Genomic DNA, 15,736 nt, shown 5'->3' with positions numbered 1-15,736 from the left:
ATTAAAGTTAGTGAATTTTCAGAACATCCATAAATCTTCATGAAATAAATCAGTTACTAATTTCCTAATCTCCTAATCTCTTAATTTCTTAATCCCTTAAATTTAAATGTTTCCCTATCTTTGCTCAAATGGAAAAAAACCAGCTCCTTTCCCTCATCTCTCTTGCAAAACTAAAAGACCAGAAAGCACAAACCAAGCTCATCAACGCTTTTTGGGTGGATGTTTTCAGTTTTGTGATGAAGAAGGTGCAGGACGAAAATGTTGCCGACGAAATCACGGTTTCCGTTTTTTCTAAAGTCCTCGCAAAACTCGAGATGTATGACCCGAATTTCCAGTTCAAGACGTGGGTCCTAACCATCGCTCAAAATACGGTCATCGATTACTGGCGGAAAAAAGCGCGCGAAAATGAGGACGCTTTCGATAATTTTGAGGGAATAAAAAACCAGTTTGCCCGCTCTCCCGAAGAACTGTTGATTTCCGAAGAAGACCAGAAACAAATCCTTGCCGTGATCGAAAGCTTGGATTCCAATTATCAGGATATCATAAGGTTACGTTTTTTTGAAGAAAAAAGCATCAAAGAAATCGCCGAGGAACTGAACCTCACCGTCGCCAATACGAAAGTGCGGATTATGCGCGCCAAAAAAGTACTGGCCGAGTTACTGAAAGATACCGAATTCAACGACTGATCCGCTAATATTTTAATTCGTAAATTTGTCGTTTACCAAAAGAAAAATGCCAGAAAATACCACCGAAACTTTAAGCCAAAAACCCAAATGGATCCGAGTAAAACTTCCCACTGGGAAAAATTACCGCGAGCTGCGAACTTTGGTCGATAAATATAAACTCAACACCATTTGCCAAAGCGGAAGCTGTCCGAATATGGGCGAATGTTGGGGAGAAGGTACGGCAACCTTTATGATTCTGGGAAATATCTGCACCAGAAGCTGCGGTTTCTGCGGGGTGAAAACAGGAAAACCACTCGACGTCAACTGGGACGAACCTGAAAAAGTGGCGCGTTCCATTAAGTTAATGAAAATCAAGCATGCCGTGTTCACTTCGGTTGACCGCGACGATTTGAAAGACATGGGTTCCATTCTTTGGGCGGAAACGGTGAACGCCGTGAGAAGAATTTCTCCAGGAACTACAATGGAAACGTTGATTCCAGATTTTCAGGGAATCCACAAACATCTTGACAGAATGATCGAAGTTGCTCCCGAAGTCATTTCGCACAATATGGAAACGGTGAAAAGATTAACCCGTGAAGTTCGTATCCAGGCGAAATATGAAAGAAGTTTAGAGGTGCTGAAATACCTGAAAGAAGCGGGACAGCGACGAACCAAAACCGGTTTGATGCTCGGTTTGGGCGAAGAAAAAGACGAAGTTTTCGAAACGATCGAAGACATCCGAAAAGCGAATGTCGATGTGATCACAATCGGGCAATATCTGCAGCCGACGAAGAAACATCTTCCGGTGAAGAAATTCATTACTCCTGAAGAATTCAATGAATTCGGGGATTTTGCGCGACAGCTCGGTTTCCGACATGTGGAAAGTTCACCTTTGGTGAGAAGCTCCTACCACGCAGAAAAGCACATTCATTAACCGTACGGACAAACCACGATTTGCCTAAATAAAGGATTGTCTTCTATACAAATCACAGATTAGATGAAGCCATTTTATTAATCAATTCGTGCATTAGTGGTAATCTTTTGTGATCTTTTTTAAAAACATTAATCCAAAAAATTAATTATCTTTAAAAACCCATTCAAAAAGAAATAATTATGAAAACATTCCGAATCTGCACTTTTGCCCTCGTTTTTCTTTTCTCTTTTGCCTGTAAAGAAAAAACTACCTCTGAAAATGCGGTAACTACAAGCAATCATGAAACATCCGGCAACATCAAAACCGAAGAGTTGAAAACAGAAATCAACGGAGTTACCCATCGCTCGTTTGCTGCCTATAATCCAGATTTAAAGGGAGTTTTGCCAGTAGTTTTCGTACTTCCCGAATGGTGGGGTTTGAACGATTATGCCAAAAGACGCGTGAAGCAACTTGCCGAACTCGGATATTTCGCGGTGGGAGTTGATTACTACGGCGACTCCAAAGTGGTCGATAATCCCGAAGAAGCCAACAAACTTTCTTCGCATTTCTATGAAGTTCCGATCGATGCGAGAAGAATGTTTGATGCGGCGAAACATCAGGTAATTCTTTCTGAAAAAGCAGATTACAGCAAAATGGCGATCATCGGCTACTGTTTTGGTGGAGCTCAGGCGCTGAATATGGGCAGGATTTCTGACGATTTCAGAGGTGTCGTGAGTTTCCATGGGAATCTTGAAACGGGAATCCGTGCAAAAAACAAAAAAGTACAGTATCTCGTGCTGAATGGTGAAGCGGATTCTTTTGTTCCCGCAAAGGAAATTGAAGCGTTCAAAAAAGAAATGGACAGCGCAGGAACCAAATACAAATTCGTGAATTATCCAGGTGCACTGCATTCTTTCACCAATCCTGATGCAACCGAAATGGGAAAGAAATTTAATCTGCAGATCGGCTATAATAAAGATGCCGACGAAAAATCCTGGGAGGAAATGAAGAAGTTTCTGGCGGAGATTTTCAAATAATATTCCTTAAAAAGGCGAAAAAATCACATTCACAAAAAAATCGGGCGCAACTTAATCACGCCCGAAATTTTTTTATATATGGAGCTTTCCTTCGACTCCATCGCTGTTGTCGGTCTTTTTTCCTGAAATTGCAGCCGCAGCAAAAGTCAGAAAAGACACCAGTTTCCCTGCTTTCGTGTCCCAATAATACGTTTCATCGGGCGTCACCCGAATCACCGAAACCTTCGGATCGTCCTTTCCTTCCTCGAACCACGCGCTTGCAAGCGGCGTCCATTTTTCCTCAATCGTGGCTTTATCGCGATAAACAAACGCTTTACCGAAAACCGAAAGATATTCCGAATTCGAATTATTCATAAAAAGCAGCTGAACACGGTTGTCTTCCGCAATTTCAAAATTCTTGTTGCTGTCCGCACTGCTCAGGAACCACAGGTTTCCATCCTCGTCGGTTTCGCGCAGACTCATCGGTCGCGCCGCAATTGGCAACGTTTCCAGATTGGTGCAGAACATACACATTCTTGCGCTTTCCGAAAGCTCTTTCAATTTGGCTATCGCTTCTTTTTGGCTTAAATTTTCTGTTGACATAATAATATTTTTTGTGTTGGTTTTTATTTGGAGTAACAAGGTTTTTGCTTTCTTCCACTTTCGGACCGCTTTCCGCTTTATCTTTTGCTGCACTTCGTTACGCAAAAGGATGCCGCTTCAATCGGGACTAAAAGTTCATTCAGTTTCTCTTTCGACGGAAACTATTTCTTCCAAACAACAATTAAACCATAACATTAAAATTTGGTTTTCATCTGTTAAATAAATCTTAAAACATTTTTATCGATAATTTTTAAGTTCATAGTTGTTAAAGATATATTTAAGGCGCAGTTTTTGTAAACACTGACAGAAATAAACGTATGGATCTCAAATCAAACGAACCTTTCTGGCTCGTAAAAAACGGAATCATTTCATCCTATCCCTCCCTGAAAAACGACGAATCCTGCGACGTCCTCATTATCGGCGGCGGAATCACAGGAAGCTTAATTGCGCATCAAATGGTGAAAGACGGCCACAAAACCATCCTCATCGACAAACGGGAAGTTTCCAACGGAAGCACTTCAGCAACCACTTCCATGCTGCAGTACGAAATCGATGTTCCGCTTTACGAACTCATCCAAAAAATTGGTGAAAAAGGTGCGGTTGAAAGCTATAAAGCCTGTTCGGAATCCATCGATCAGCTCGCAAAAATTTCCAAAGAAATCAAATCGAAAGCGGGTTTCACCAAAAAAGATTCGCTTTATTTTGCTGCAAAGAAGAAAGATGTTTCCTGGCTCAAAAAAGAATTTGAAGCGAGAAAGAAATACGGTTTCAAAGTAAGATGGCTCGAACCTGAACAGATTTGGAAAAAATTCGGTCTTCAAAAAACTTTTGGCGGGATTCTTTCCGAACAGGGAGCAAGTATCGATGCTTTTAAATTTGCACACGAACTGTTGGAATTTAATGCCAAAAAAGGACTGAAAATTTTCGACAAAACCGAAATGAAATCTGTGAAATACCACAAAACATTTAACGAAGTTTTCACCACCGAAAATCACAAAATAAAGGCAAAGAAAATCATTTACTGTATCGGCTACGAAAGCAAAAATTTAATTAAGGAAAGTTTCGTAAAACTGAAAAGCACTTACGCCATCGTTTCTGAAATCGAACCAAAAAAATTAGGAAGTTTAAACAACACTCTTTTTTGGAATACCGATGAACCATACCTTTATATGCGGACAACCGACGACAACCGCTTATTAATCGGCGGTGGCGACGAAGATTTTCAGAACCCCCAAAAACGCGACGAATTACTCACAAAAAAGGAAAAGGAAATCCTTAAAAACTTAAAGAAAATTTTGCCCGATTTTCAGTTTTACACCGATTTTACTTGGGCAGGAACTTTCGGCGAAACCAAAGATGGACTTCCTTATATCGGAACACACAAAAATTTCAAGAATTCCTATTTCGTTTTAGGTTTTGGCGGAAACGGCATCACTTTTTCCGTCACAGGAATGGAAATGACGTCTGATTTTATGAAAAACAGGAAGCATCTCTTGACAGAATTTTTTAAATTCGGTAGATAATATGAAACTCGTCGAATTCACCAACAAAGGCATTTACTGCGTCCCTGGAAAGTTCTACATCGATCCGTGGCGTCCCGTTGATTTGGCGGTGATTTCCCACGCACACGGCGATCACGCAAGATGGGGAATGAAAAAATATTTGTGCCACCATTTTACCAAACCCATTTTAAAGCACAGAATCAGTGAAGATATTGAAGTTCAAAGTGTGGAATATGGTGAAGAACTCAATATCAATGGAGTGAAAGTTTCATTTTTTCCTGCGGGACACATCGTTGGTTCCGCGCAGATTAGGATGGAATACAAAGGTTTTGTTACCGTGTTTTCAGGCGATTACAAAGTTCAGGATGACGGACTTTCCACTCCTTTTGAATTGGTGAGATGCAACGAATTCATTACCGAAAGTACTTTCGGTTTGCCGATTTATAATTGGCTTTCTCCCGATCAGTATTCCGAACAGATGAAAACGTGGGTATCGAAAAATCGCGAACAGGGAAAAACCTCTGTATTCATCGGCTATTCATTAGGAAAAGCGCAGCGGATTATGAAATCTTTGGAAGGTTACGGAAAAATTTTTGTCCACCATTCCATCGCGAAAATTAATGAGGCGATTGAATCTTCTGGAATTCAACTTCCTGATTATGAAACTGTTTACTTTAATGATGATTTAAAAAAACTCGATCAGGAAATTGTGATTCTTCCGCCTGCTTTGCTGGATTCTAATTTAATCAGGAAAATTCCGAACCGAGCGACAGGTATCTGTTCAGGCTGGATGCAGGTTCGAGGTTCCCGAAGATGGCGTTCTGCGGATGCAGGTTTTGCCGTTTCCGATCACGCCGATTGGAACGGACTTCTCGAAACCGTAAAAGCAACGGGTGCCGAGAAAGTTCACGTCACACACGGACAAACAGAGGTTTTTGCAAAATACCTGAATGAAATCGGAATCAGTGCCGAACCTGTAAAAACCATTTTCGGCGACGAAGAAACCGAAGAAAAAGAAATTCTTGAAAACCCCAAAACAAGTGCCGAAAGCGGAACGCTGAAAGCCGACAGTAAAATTTGAAATATTTCGCCCAACTCATATCATCACTGGAAAGCACCAATAAAACCAACGCAAAAATCGATGCGATGGTTCATTACCTACAAACCGCTCCCGAAAATGACAAACTTTGGTTTCTTGCATTGTTCACCGGAAAACGTCCGAAAAGACCCGTGAATACGAATCTTTTAAAATTATGGGCGTTGGAAATTATTCAGCTTCCCGAATGGCTTTTTCTGGAAAGTTATTCTTCCGTGGGAGATTTGGGCGAAACTTTGTCCCTAATTTTACCGCCTCCCGAAACCGAAATTGATAAATCTTTATCGCAATGGATGTCGGAACTCATTGATTTAAAGGATAAAACCGATGACGAAAAGAAAAGATATGTTCTCGAAAGTTGGAACGGTTTGGATTATACCGAACGTTTTATCTTCAACAAATTAATTGGCGGAAGTTTTCGGATTGGCGTTTCCAAAAAACTCTTAATCAATGCGTTGTCGAAATATTCCGAGATTGACTCCAATCAGCTGATGCACAGTATTATGGGAAAATGGAATTTGGATGAAGTTAATTTTGAAGATTTAATTCAGGGAAAAAACATTAATCCCGATAATTCAAAACCGTATCCGTTTTGTCTGGCTTATCCGATTGATAAAGAGATTCACGAACTTGGAGCTCCCGAAAATTGGCAAGCGGAATACAAATGGGATGGAATTCGCGGACAGTTAATTAAAAGAAATAACGAAATTTTTCTTTGGTCGCGTGGAGAAGAATTGGTGACGCCGCAGTTTCCCGAATTGGTTTCCGCAATGGAAAATTTCAACGGAAATTTCGTTTTGGATGGTGAAATTTTGGCGGTGATGAATGATGAAGTTTTAAATTTCAATGAATTACAAAAACGGCTCAACCGAAAAACCATCACTGCAAAAATGCTGAAGGAAATTCCCGTGAAAGCCTTTGTTTACGATGTTTTGGAATTTAATGGAGAAGATTTACGTGAAAAACCTTTGTCGGAAAGAAGAGCAATCCTTGAAAAATTGGTCACTGAAAATCCCCACGAAAACATTAGGATTTCTGAAAAAATTCAGTTTGAAAATTGGGATGAATTAACCGAAATCCGCTCCCAATCAAGAGAAAACAACAGCGAAGGTTTGATGTTGAAACAGAAAGATTCGCTTTATCATTCAGGAAGAAAAAAAGGCGACTGGTGGAAATGGAAAGTCGATCCCTTAACAATCGATGCCGTTTTGATTTACGCCCAAAAAGGCAGCGGAAGAAGGAGCGGTTATTACACCGACTACACTTTCGCCGTGAAAAAAGAAGATCAATTGGTAACGATCGCAAAAGCATATTCTGGACTTACCGACAAGGAAATTATGGAAGTCAGCAAGTTTGTGACGAAAAATTCTCTGGAAAAATTCGGGCCGGTTCGAACGGTGAAACCCGAACTGGTTTTTGAAATTGCCTTTGAAGGAATTGGTTTCAGCAACCGCCACAAAAGTGGAGTAGCATTGCGTTTCCCGAGAATCGTTCGTTGGCGACGAGATAAAACGGTGGATGAAATAGACGATATTGATGAAGTGAAAAAACTGATTCGCTAAGATTATTTTCAAATGAGAATTTTCTTAGTTCATCACAATCAGCCAGTACATTTAGCTTAATATTTATTTAGGTTGAATTAGAAGGTTTTATAAGAGACTTTGTGTAGCATTGTTAAACGAAGTGCCATTGTTTATCTTAAAATATGCGGTTTTTTGTTAAAATATCTCTTCGCGATCTTTGCGAGAAATATTACTCGCAAAGCCAAACCAAGTTTAATTGTTTTATTATTATGCTCCAGCCAAAAGCAAAACGAAGGCGCTATCGATTATTAAAGACAAACATCGACTAAAATGCATAAGTAAAAAAATTCAAAAGCAAGAATATGCCCGAAAATTTCCAAAATACCGAAGGTTTCAAAATCATCCAAAATTGGCTGGATGAAAAAGGTTTTGCGCCTTTCGGTTTTCAGCAGGAAACCTGGGAAAAATTTGGAAAAAATTACAGCGGAATGGTCATTGCTCCAACTGGTTTTGGGAAAACTTTTTCTGTGTTTTTGGCAGTGATTATTGACTTTCTGAACCATCCCGAAAATTATAAGGACGGCTTAAAATTATTGTGGATCACGCCGCTTCGAGCTTTGGCAAAAGATATTGCAAAGGCAATGACAGAAGCGATCGACGAAATTGGTCTCGACTGGAAAGTTGCCGTAAGAAACGGAGACACGCCACAATCTGAACGGGTTTCGCAGACCAAGAAAATGCCCGAAATTCTCATCATCACTCCCGAAAGTTTGCAGCTGCTTTTGGCTCAAAAAAATAATCAGAGGTTTTTTAAAAATCTAAAATGTGTCGCAGTTGATGAGTGGCACGAACTTCTCGGCTCGAAACGCGGCGTTTTGGTGGAACTCGCTTTGTCGCAGATTTTGGCATATCAGAAAAATGTGAAAATTTGGGGAATCACTGCAACCATCGGCAATCTCGATGAGGCGATGGAAGTTTTAATTCCGTATAAAATCAGAAAAACAAAAGTAGTCGCGAAAGAAAAAAAGAAAATCGACATTCTGCCGGTTTTTCCCGACGAAGTTGAAATTCTTCCGTGGGCAGGACATTTAGGCGCGAAACTCGTCGATAAAGTCGTACCGATTATTTTGGAAAGCAAGACGACTTTGGTTTTTACCAATACGCGAAGTCAGGCGGAAATGTGGTACCAAATGCTGTTGAAAGAACATCCCGACTTTGCCGGACAAATCGCGATTCATCACAGTTCTATCGACCGCGAACTCAGGATTTGGATCGAGGAAAATTTGAGTTCCGGCTATTTAAAAGCCGCGATTTCTACCTCCTCTTTGGATTTGGGTGTGGATTTTAAACCTGTTGATACCGTAATTCAAATCGGTTCGAGTAAAGGTGTTGCGCGATTTTTGCAACGTGCCGGAAGAAGCGGTCATTCACCTTTTGAAACTTCAAAAATTTATTTTGTTCCTACCCATTCTCTTGAATTAATCGAGGTTTCGGCGTTGAAGGAAGCCATCAAACAGAAAGTAATCGAGCCCCGAATTCCGCAGGTGATGACGTTTGATGTGCTTGTTCAGTTTCTGATGACTTTGGCGGTTGGAGACGGTTTTGAGGAAAAAAAGCTTTTTAATCAAATCAAAAATACTTTTGCGTTTCGGGAAATTTCTGAGGAAGAATGGGCAAGTTTGCTCCAATTCATCACCGTTGGTGGCGGTGCTTTGAAAAATTATCAGGAATACCATAAAGTGGTCATCGAAGACGGAATCTATAAAGTTATCAACCGCAGAATTGCGATGCTTCACCGAATGAATATTGGTGTAATTGTCAGTGATTCAATGCTTAAGGTAAAATTTGTCGGCGGTGGTTATATCGGGATGATTGAGGAATATTTTATTTCACGACTAAAACCCGACGATAGATTTATTTTGGCAGGTCGCGTTTTGGAGATTTCGCACATCAAGGAAATGACGGTTTATGTAAGAAATTCAAAAGGTAAGGCGCAGATTCCGAGTTATTTAGGTGGAAGATTGCCGTTGACTTCTTATTTGAGTCAGTTTTTAAGGATGAAACTTTCGGATTCTTTACAGGCGAAATCTTCAGAAAAAGAACTGAAATTTCTGCATCCGCTTTTGGCAGATCAGGAAGAAAATTCGCACATTCCGAAAGATGATGAATTTTTGGTTGAAATGATTGAAACCCGCGATGGACACCATCTTTTCATCTATCCGTTTGAAGGCAGACTGATTCATGAAGTGATGTCGGCTTTGATTGCTTTCAGGATTTCGAAGATCACTCCGATTTCGTTTTCTATGGCGATGAACGATTACGGTTTTGAACTGTTGAGTTCGCAGGAAATCCCAATTAATGAAGAGAATTTAAAGAAAATTTTATCCAAAGAAAATTTAATTCAGGATGTCTTGAGCAGCGTAAACGCGACGGAAATGGCAAGAAGAAAATTCCGCGATATCGCCGTGATTTCGGGAATGGTGGTTCAGAATTATCCCGGAATTCAGAAAAACAATAAAAGTTTGCAGGCAAGTTCGGGTTTAATTTTCAATGTGCTGGAAGATTACAATCCCGAAAATTTATTGCTGAAGCAAGCCTATACCGAAGTTTTCAACCAACAAATCGACGAACACCGTTTGATGGAAGCATTCAAAAGAATCGAGAATTCCAAAATTATTCTGAAATTTGCGAACGCTTTTACGCCGTTAAGTTTTCCCATAAAAGTGGACAGTTTGCGCCAAAGTTTGTCAAGTGAAGATTTGGATGCGAAAATTTTGCGAATGCAGAAGGAATCGATGAAACGCCGGTCGTAGAGACGCGATTTATCGCGTGTCAAGATTCATCGCATGTTAAGATTTGTCACATTTCAAGATTAATCGTTAATCACATTTTTTAGTGTAAATAATTTTAAATTTTAAAACAAATAATATTTAATCCCTGTCAAGAAATTTCAGCATTACAATAGAAATTTCCATTTAAGAATGATTCAAACCCTTTCAAAAATTATCCAGAATGAAACCTTGATTTTCACCAACCAAAAAGCCATCTTTTGGGAACGTGAAAAAATGTTGATTATCAGTGATTTGCATGTTGGAAAATCGGCGCATTTCCGTAAATATGGAATTGCGGTTTCGTCGGAAATTTTGTTGGATGATTTGATAGTGCTCGAAAAGCTAATCCTTCAGTTTGAAGCTGAAAAAATTATGATTGTCGGCGATTTATTTCACGCCGGAGAAAACAGCGATCTGGAAATTTTCTGCGAATGGCGAAACCGTTTTTCACACTTGAAAATTATTTTGGTGAAAGGAAATCACGACCGAATTTCTGAAAAATTTTATCATGAAAACTGCATTGATTGTGTTGAAAATTCTATCGAAATTCCGCCGTTTACTTTTATTCACGAACCTGAAAATGGCAATGAAAAATTCACGATTTCAGGTCATATTCATCCCGGAATTGTCTTTTACGGAAAAGCGAAACAGGCGGTGAAGTTGTCGTGTTTTGCAATTTCTGAAAATCAGATTATTTTACCTGCGTTCAGCAAATTTACAGGTTTGGACACCAAGACACTTAAAGACAATTTTAAATATATCGCATTTACAAAAGGCACTGTTTTTGAAGTTTAGGTGAAAAATATTCTATGAAAAATTTTACAAAAATTGCGGTTCCCGTTTCTTTGGGAATTTTAGGTCTGCTCATTTTTAATTCATGTTCGGTGGGAATTCCTGACGGTGCAAAAGCTGTTCAGAATTTCGATTCTAAAAAATATCTTGGGAAATGGTATGAAATTGCGCGTTTTGATTACCGTTTCGAAAGAAATATGAACAACGTCACCGCCACTTATTCTTTGAAAGAAAACGGAAATATCAAAGTCGATAACAAAGGTTTCGATTACGTGAAAAACAAATGGAAAGAAAGCATTGGTGAGGCAAAATTCGTCAATGAACCTACAGAAGCACGTTTGAAGGTTTCTTTTTTCAAACCGATTTGGGCAGGTTACAACGTGATTGATATCGAGGAAAATTACCAATATGCCTTGGTTGCTGGAAATAATCTGGATTATCTGTGGATTCTTTCGCGTGAGAAAACCATTCCTGAAAGTTTTAAACAACGGTTTTTAGAAAAAGCCAAAAAACTCGGCTACAAAACGGAAAACCTGATTTGGGTGGAACACGCTCAATAAATTTTTGCCACTAATGCACGAATTTTTTTCAGTACAATTTTAGCCATAGAAGCTATGTTGAAATATACGTTTTTTGTTCTTTTGAATAGCTGCATTATTCAACTTATTCCTTTGTGACTTGTGGTCAAAAAAAAATTGCAGTATTAATTTTCCTATTTATGGATTAAAATTCGTGCATTAGTGGCAATTTTTTTTGATTATTGAATCACAGTTTTCAAATAAAGCCGAAATTTGTGGAAAGTTTTTTATGAAGGCAGCACTCATCACGATCGGTGACGAAATTTTGTCGGGAAATACCATCGATACCAATTCTAATTTTATTGCATCGGAACTGAAGAAAATCGGAATTCCGGTGTTGCAGATTTTTACGGTTTCTGATGAGGTCGATACGATTGTCGCTGCTTTGAAATCTGCTTTTGAAATGGCGGATTTGGTGATTACTACAGGTGGAATTGGACCTACGAAAGACGACAAAACCAAAGCTGCGTACGCTCAATTTTTCAATGACGAACTGGTTTTGGATGAAGAAACTTTCGAGCATTTGAAAAAACTGCTCATCAAAAGAAAGCGCGAACATCTTTTGGAAATCAATAATAATCAGGCGGTGGTTTTGTCGAAAGCGAAAGTTATCCAAAACGAAAACGGAACCGCTCCCTGCATGATGATCGAAGAAAACGGGAAGATTGCTTTTTGTCTTCCAGGAGTTCCTTACGAAGTGAAACCTTTAATCAAAGACAGAATAATTCCCTTTCTCGCCAGGAAATTTTCGCTCAACCATATTCTAACGAGGATTGTTTCGGTGGTCGATGTTCCCGAAAGCTTATTGTCGCAAACCATCGAAGATTGGGAACTTGCGCTCCCTGAAAATATTTCGCTTTCTTATCTTCCGATTGGGAACCGCATCAAACTGCGAATCACAGGAAGCGGAACTGATGAAAAGGAACTTGAAAAAGAAATGGATTTGCGGATCGAAAAACTCAAACCCTATATTTCGGAAAAAGTGATTTCCTGGGACGGTAACGATATTCAGGAGATTCTGAAAGAAATTTTGACTGAAAAAAAACTCACTCTCTCTACCGCGGAAAGCTGTACCGGCGGAGAATTGGCGCGGTTGATTACTTCGGTTTCGGGAAGTTCAACATATTTTCTGGGTGGAATTATTCCCTATGACTATCACAAAAAAGTAGAAATTCTAGGCGTTTCCGAACAAACGATTGCGGACAAAACAGTTGTCTCCGAAGAAGTTGCGCAGGAAATGAGTTTGGGTTGCCAAGGATTATTCAAAACCGATATTTCGCTTTCCACGACGGGAGTTTCGGGTCCGAATTCTGATGAATTTAATAACGAAATTGGAACGGTTTATTATTCGATTCGAGTGAAAGATTTTGAAAAAACCAACCGACTTTACCTGCCGCATTTCGAGCGCAATGATTTTGCGAATTTCGTTTCACAGCGGGTTTTACAGGATTTGGTAGCAATTTTGGTGCACCATTGAAATGGCACTTCTACAGAAACTCAAAGAAAAAGCAAGGGAGCTGAAAAGCAACGCCATTCCCGTTTATCTCGCTTTGTTTGATAAAAGGACGCCACTTTTAGCCAAGATTTTTGCAGCAGTTACGGTAGGATATTTACTAAGCCCGATTGATCTGATCCCTGACTTCATCCCAGTTTTAGGACTATTAGATGACTTGATATTGGTTCCTGTTTTAATTAAAATTACCATTTCATTAATCCCGAAAGAAATCATTGAAGACCTTAAAACGAAATCTGAAGACAATGAAAAACTTCAGAAGAAATGGTTTTACGCTTTGCCGATAATTTTAATCTATGTCTTTGTGGTGGTTTTTTTTTATTTAAAATTCTGGAAATAAGCTTAATAAGAATAGGCATGTGAATTTGGAATTCTTTAACCGCAAAGATTCACTTTCACGCTTCACATTGAGTTAAGCGAAGATTGCAAATAAATTTGCTGATTAAGCGAGCGCTGCATTTTTGCCACTAATGCACAAATGATTTCTTCATAAAAATTCAAACTCAAAGATTATTTTTCACCATCCAGATTTAGTTAAGCAAAGATTGTGGATAAATCCGCTAATTAAGTGTGCACTTCATAATTCGTTTTAGTCAACTTTCCACGTAGAATCACAGGCAATATTTACATCCCTACGTAATAGGAAACTTATTGGAAATTACAAGTTTTTAAAAAAGTCTTAATGCAAAAAAGTTTTCAAAAAAAACTTACAGAAAACCGTCATGTTTTGTCGTTATGCACTTTGACATTAGCGTCAATTATAAACAATAAATTATGGACAGTCATTTATCCGATATGAAAGTTTTTCACGACGATGTGCGCTTGAAACCCTATGAAACCTATATTGTTTTAGTTTTAGTTCCAAAATTTTCAGATTGCACATAGAAATTCACTCGAAGAAATTCACAGCGCAGCGAACTGCCATTCACGACTTATCGATCACCCATTACTCATTTATTGACTCACCCACACTCCAATTCACCAACTCACCATTTTCCGTCATCGGACCTCGGACTTTTAGTACGAATCCTCATGAACAGAAACCACAGCTCTTCCGCTTGGATCGTTCATTTTTTTGAATGCTTCGTCCCATTCTAAGGCGATAGGAGTGGAACAGGCAACCGATGGAACTGATGGAACCGTCGCTGCGGCGGTTTCGCTTGGGAAGAGTTCCTCGAAAATGGTTCTGTAGCGGTATTCTTCTTTGTTTTGCGGGGTGTTCAGCGGGAAACGGAATCTTGCGTTCGCCATCATTTCGTCGGAAACTTCTTCTTCGGCTTTTGCTTTTAGGGAGTCGATCCATGAATAGCCGACACCGTCGCTGAACTGCTCTTTTTGGCGCCAAACGATGGAGTCAGGAAGCAGATCTTCGAATGCTTTTCTCAATACCCATTTCTCCATTTTTTCCGTGGGTTTGTCCACCATTTTGTCTTTTGGATTGATGGTCATCGCAACGTCGATAAACTCTTTGTCGAGGAAGGGAACGCGTCCTTCAACACCCCAACTCATCAATGCTTTGTTGGCCCTTAAACAATCGTAAAGATGCAGCTTACCAAGTTTTCTCACGGTTTCCTCATGGAATTCTTTCGCGTTCGGAGCTTTATGGTAATAGAGGTAGCCACCAAAAAGTTCGTCACTGCCTTCGCCTGAAAGTACCATTTTGATTCCCATCGATTTGATGACTCTCGCCAAAAGATACATCGGCGTTGAAGCGCGAACCGTCGTTACATCATAAGTTTCGAGGTGGTAGATAACGTCTTTCACCGCATCCAGTCCTTCCTGAACCGTGAAGTGGATTTCGTGGTGGATGGAGCCGATATGATCCGCCGCTTTCTGGGCCGCCACCAAATCGGGTGAACCTTTCAAGCCCACCGCGAAACTGTGCAGCCGCGGATACCACGCTTCCTGAGTGTCGCCGCTCTCAATTCTGTTTCGTGCGTATTTTGCCGTAACGGCCGCGATGATGGAAGAATCCAGTCCGCCCGAAAGCAAAACTCCATACGGAACATCGGTCATCAACTGGCGGTGAACCGCATCCTCGAGTGCTTTTCTGATTCCTGAAATATCGGTTTCGTTGTCCTTGACATTTTCGAAATCCTGCCAGTCGCGGTGGTACCATTGCTGCGTTTCGAAACCGTCTTTGCTGTAAAGAAAATGACCGGGAAGAAATACTTCGATGGTTTTGCACACTCCTTCCAGCGCTTTGAGTTCGGATGCGACGTAGTAATTTCCGTTTCTGTCCCACCCTTGGTAAAGCGGGCAGATTCCCATGTGGTCGCGACCGATGAGGTAGATGTCGTTTTCAATGTCGTATAAGGCAAAGGCGAAAATCCCGTTGAGTTTTTCGAGAAAGTCCTTTCCATATTTTCGGTAAAGGGCGAGAATCACCTCGCAGTCGGAGTTGGTCAGGAATTCGTAATCGGGGAATTCCTTTCTCAGTTCCTGGTGGTTGTAGATTTCACCATTTACGGCGAGAACCACTTTTCCATCTTTGGTAAAAAGCGGCTGTTTCCCAGAAGTGGGATCCACAATCGCCAGTCGTTCATGGGAGAAAATTACTTTTTCGTTTTGGAAGATTCCGCTCCAGTCGGGACCGCGGTGGCGGATCTTCTTCGACATTTCGAGTATCTGTGGTCTTAAGGTTTCGGTTTTTTGTTTTGCATCAAACAGGCATACTATTCCGCACATAAATCAATTTTTTGTT

12 protein-coding genes and 1 pseudogene are annotated in these 15,736 nt (G+C 40.1%); 11 read left to right on the top strand and 2 right to left on the bottom strand.

Features of this window, described 5'->3' with window-relative positions:
• Positions 1-128: 128 nt before the first annotated feature.
• From MTP09_RS10695 to MTP09_RS10685, 3 genes are all read left to right on the top strand, one after another.
• Positions 129-686, top strand: coding sequence for an RNA polymerase sigma factor (locus MTP09_RS10695; RefSeq protein WP_243548396.1), 558 nt, complete (start codon positions 129-131; stop codon positions 684-686).
• Between the two features lie 46 nt (positions 687-732).
• Positions 733-1,599: a lipoyl synthase gene (gene lipA, locus MTP09_RS10690; protein ID WP_243548395.1), complete on the top strand. Its 867-nt coding sequence runs from the start codon at positions 733-735 to the stop codon at positions 1,597-1,599.
• Positions 1,600-1,778: 179 nt separating this feature from the next.
• The gene (locus MTP09_RS10685; protein WP_243548394.1) at positions 1,779-2,615 is read left to right on the top strand and encodes a dienelactone hydrolase family protein; all 837 of its coding nucleotides are present in this window, start codon (positions 1,779-1,781) and stop codon (positions 2,613-2,615) included.
• Positions 2,616-2,687: 72 nt separating this feature from the next.
• On the opposite strand, the gene MTP09_RS10680 is transcribed toward MTP09_RS10685, so the two are convergent.
• On the bottom strand, positions 2,688-3,197 hold the full coding sequence (locus tag MTP09_RS10680; protein ID WP_243548393.1) for a pyridoxamine 5'-phosphate oxidase family protein: 510 nt from the start codon (positions 3,195-3,197) through the stop codon (positions 2,688-2,690).
• 317 nt (positions 3,198-3,514) lie between these two features.
• Between MTP09_RS10680 and MTP09_RS10675 the strand changes: the two genes are divergently transcribed.
• The 8 genes and pseudogenes from MTP09_RS10675 to MTP09_RS14580 form a co-directional block, all read left to right on the top strand.
• Complete coding sequence (locus tag MTP09_RS10675) at positions 3,515-4,720, top strand: NAD(P)/FAD-dependent oxidoreductase (RefSeq protein WP_243548392.1); 1,206 nt, start codon at positions 3,515-3,517, stop codon at positions 4,718-4,720.
• A gap of 1 nt (position 4,721) precedes the next feature.
• Entirely contained in the window at positions 4,722-5,780 is a 1,059-nt protein-coding gene (locus MTP09_RS10670) for a ligase-associated DNA damage response exonuclease (protein ID WP_243548391.1), read from the top strand.
• Complete coding sequence (locus tag MTP09_RS10665) at positions 5,777-7,357, top strand: ATP-dependent DNA ligase (protein WP_243548390.1); 1,581 nt, start codon at positions 5,777-5,779, stop codon at positions 7,355-7,357. The genes MTP09_RS10670 and MTP09_RS10665 overlap by 4 nt, the downstream gene beginning before the upstream one ends.
• Positions 7,358-7,680: 323 nt before the next feature.
• Positions 7,681-10,131 (top strand): ligase-associated DNA damage response DEXH box helicase, encoded by a 2,451-nt coding sequence (locus MTP09_RS10660; protein WP_243548389.1) that lies wholly within the window; start codon positions 7,681-7,683, stop codon positions 10,129-10,131.
• 168 nt (positions 10,132-10,299) lie between these two features.
• The gene (gene pdeM, locus MTP09_RS10655) at positions 10,300-10,944 is read left to right on the top strand and encodes a ligase-associated DNA damage response endonuclease PdeM (RefSeq protein WP_243548388.1); all 645 of its coding nucleotides are present in this window, start codon (positions 10,300-10,302) and stop codon (positions 10,942-10,944) included.
• A gap of 14 nt (positions 10,945-10,958) precedes the next feature.
• A complete protein-coding gene (locus tag MTP09_RS10650; RefSeq protein WP_243548387.1) occupies positions 10,959-11,501 on the top strand; it encodes a lipocalin family protein in 543 nt (180 codons plus the stop codon).
• 247 nt (positions 11,502-11,748) lie between these two features.
• Entirely contained in the window at positions 11,749-12,996 is a 1,248-nt protein-coding gene (locus MTP09_RS10645; RefSeq protein ID WP_243548386.1) for a CinA family nicotinamide mononucleotide deamidase-related protein, read from the top strand.
• A 67-nt stretch (positions 12,997-13,063) separates the two neighbouring features.
• Positions 13,064-13,244, top strand: a pseudogene (locus MTP09_RS14580) (YkvA family protein); the annotation flags it as partial.
• A gap of 805 nt (positions 13,245-14,049) precedes the next feature.
• Here the strand turns inward: MTP09_RS14580 and asnB are convergent.
• Positions 14,050-15,720, bottom strand: coding sequence for an asparagine synthase B (gene asnB, locus MTP09_RS10635; RefSeq protein WP_243548384.1), 1,671 nt, complete (start codon positions 15,718-15,720; stop codon positions 14,050-14,052).
• Positions 15,721-15,736: the final 16 nt, after the last annotated feature.

It is taken from the genome of Chryseobacterium suipulveris (genome assembly GCF_022811685.1).
In the GTDB taxonomy this organism is placed as follows: domain Bacteria; phylum Bacteroidota; class Bacteroidia; order Flavobacteriales; family Weeksellaceae; genus Kaistella; species Kaistella suipulveris.
The sequence above is the reverse complement of the archived record's forward strand: the minus strand, read 5'-3'. Positions and strand labels throughout refer to the sequence as shown.

Coding starts and splice junctions, on each gene's coding strand:
- MTP09_RS10695 (WP_243548396.1), top strand. CDS start 129: ATGGAAAAAAACCAGCTCCTTTCCCTCATCTCTCTTGCAAAACTAAAA.
- lipA (WP_243548395.1), top strand. CDS start 733: ATGCCAGAAAATACCACCGAAACTTTAAGCCAAAAACCCAAATGGATC.
- MTP09_RS10685 (WP_243548394.1), top strand. CDS start 1,779: ATGAAAACATTCCGAATCTGCACTTTTGCCCTCGTTTTTCTTTTCTCT.
- MTP09_RS10680 (WP_243548393.1), bottom strand. CDS start 3,197: ATGTCAACAGAAAATTTAAGCCAAAAAGAAGCGATAGCCAAATTGAAA.
- MTP09_RS10675 (WP_243548392.1), top strand. CDS start 3,515: ATGGATCTCAAATCAAACGAACCTTTCTGGCTCGTAAAAAACGGAATC.
- MTP09_RS10670 (WP_243548391.1), top strand. CDS start 4,722: ATGAAACTCGTCGAATTCACCAACAAAGGCATTTACTGCGTCCCTGGA.
- MTP09_RS10660 (WP_243548389.1), top strand. CDS start 7,681: ATGCCCGAAAATTTCCAAAATACCGAAGGTTTCAAAATCATCCAAAAT.
- pdeM (WP_243548388.1), top strand. CDS start 10,300: ATGATTCAAACCCTTTCAAAAATTATCCAGAATGAAACCTTGATTTTC.
- MTP09_RS10650 (WP_243548387.1), top strand. CDS start 10,959: ATGAAAAATTTTACAAAAATTGCGGTTCCCGTTTCTTTGGGAATTTTA.
- MTP09_RS10645 (WP_243548386.1), top strand. CDS start 11,749: ATGAAGGCAGCACTCATCACGATCGGTGACGAAATTTTGTCGGGAAAT.
- asnB (WP_243548384.1), bottom strand. CDS start 15,720: ATGTGCGGAATAGTATGCCTGTTTGATGCAAAACAAAAAACCGAAACC.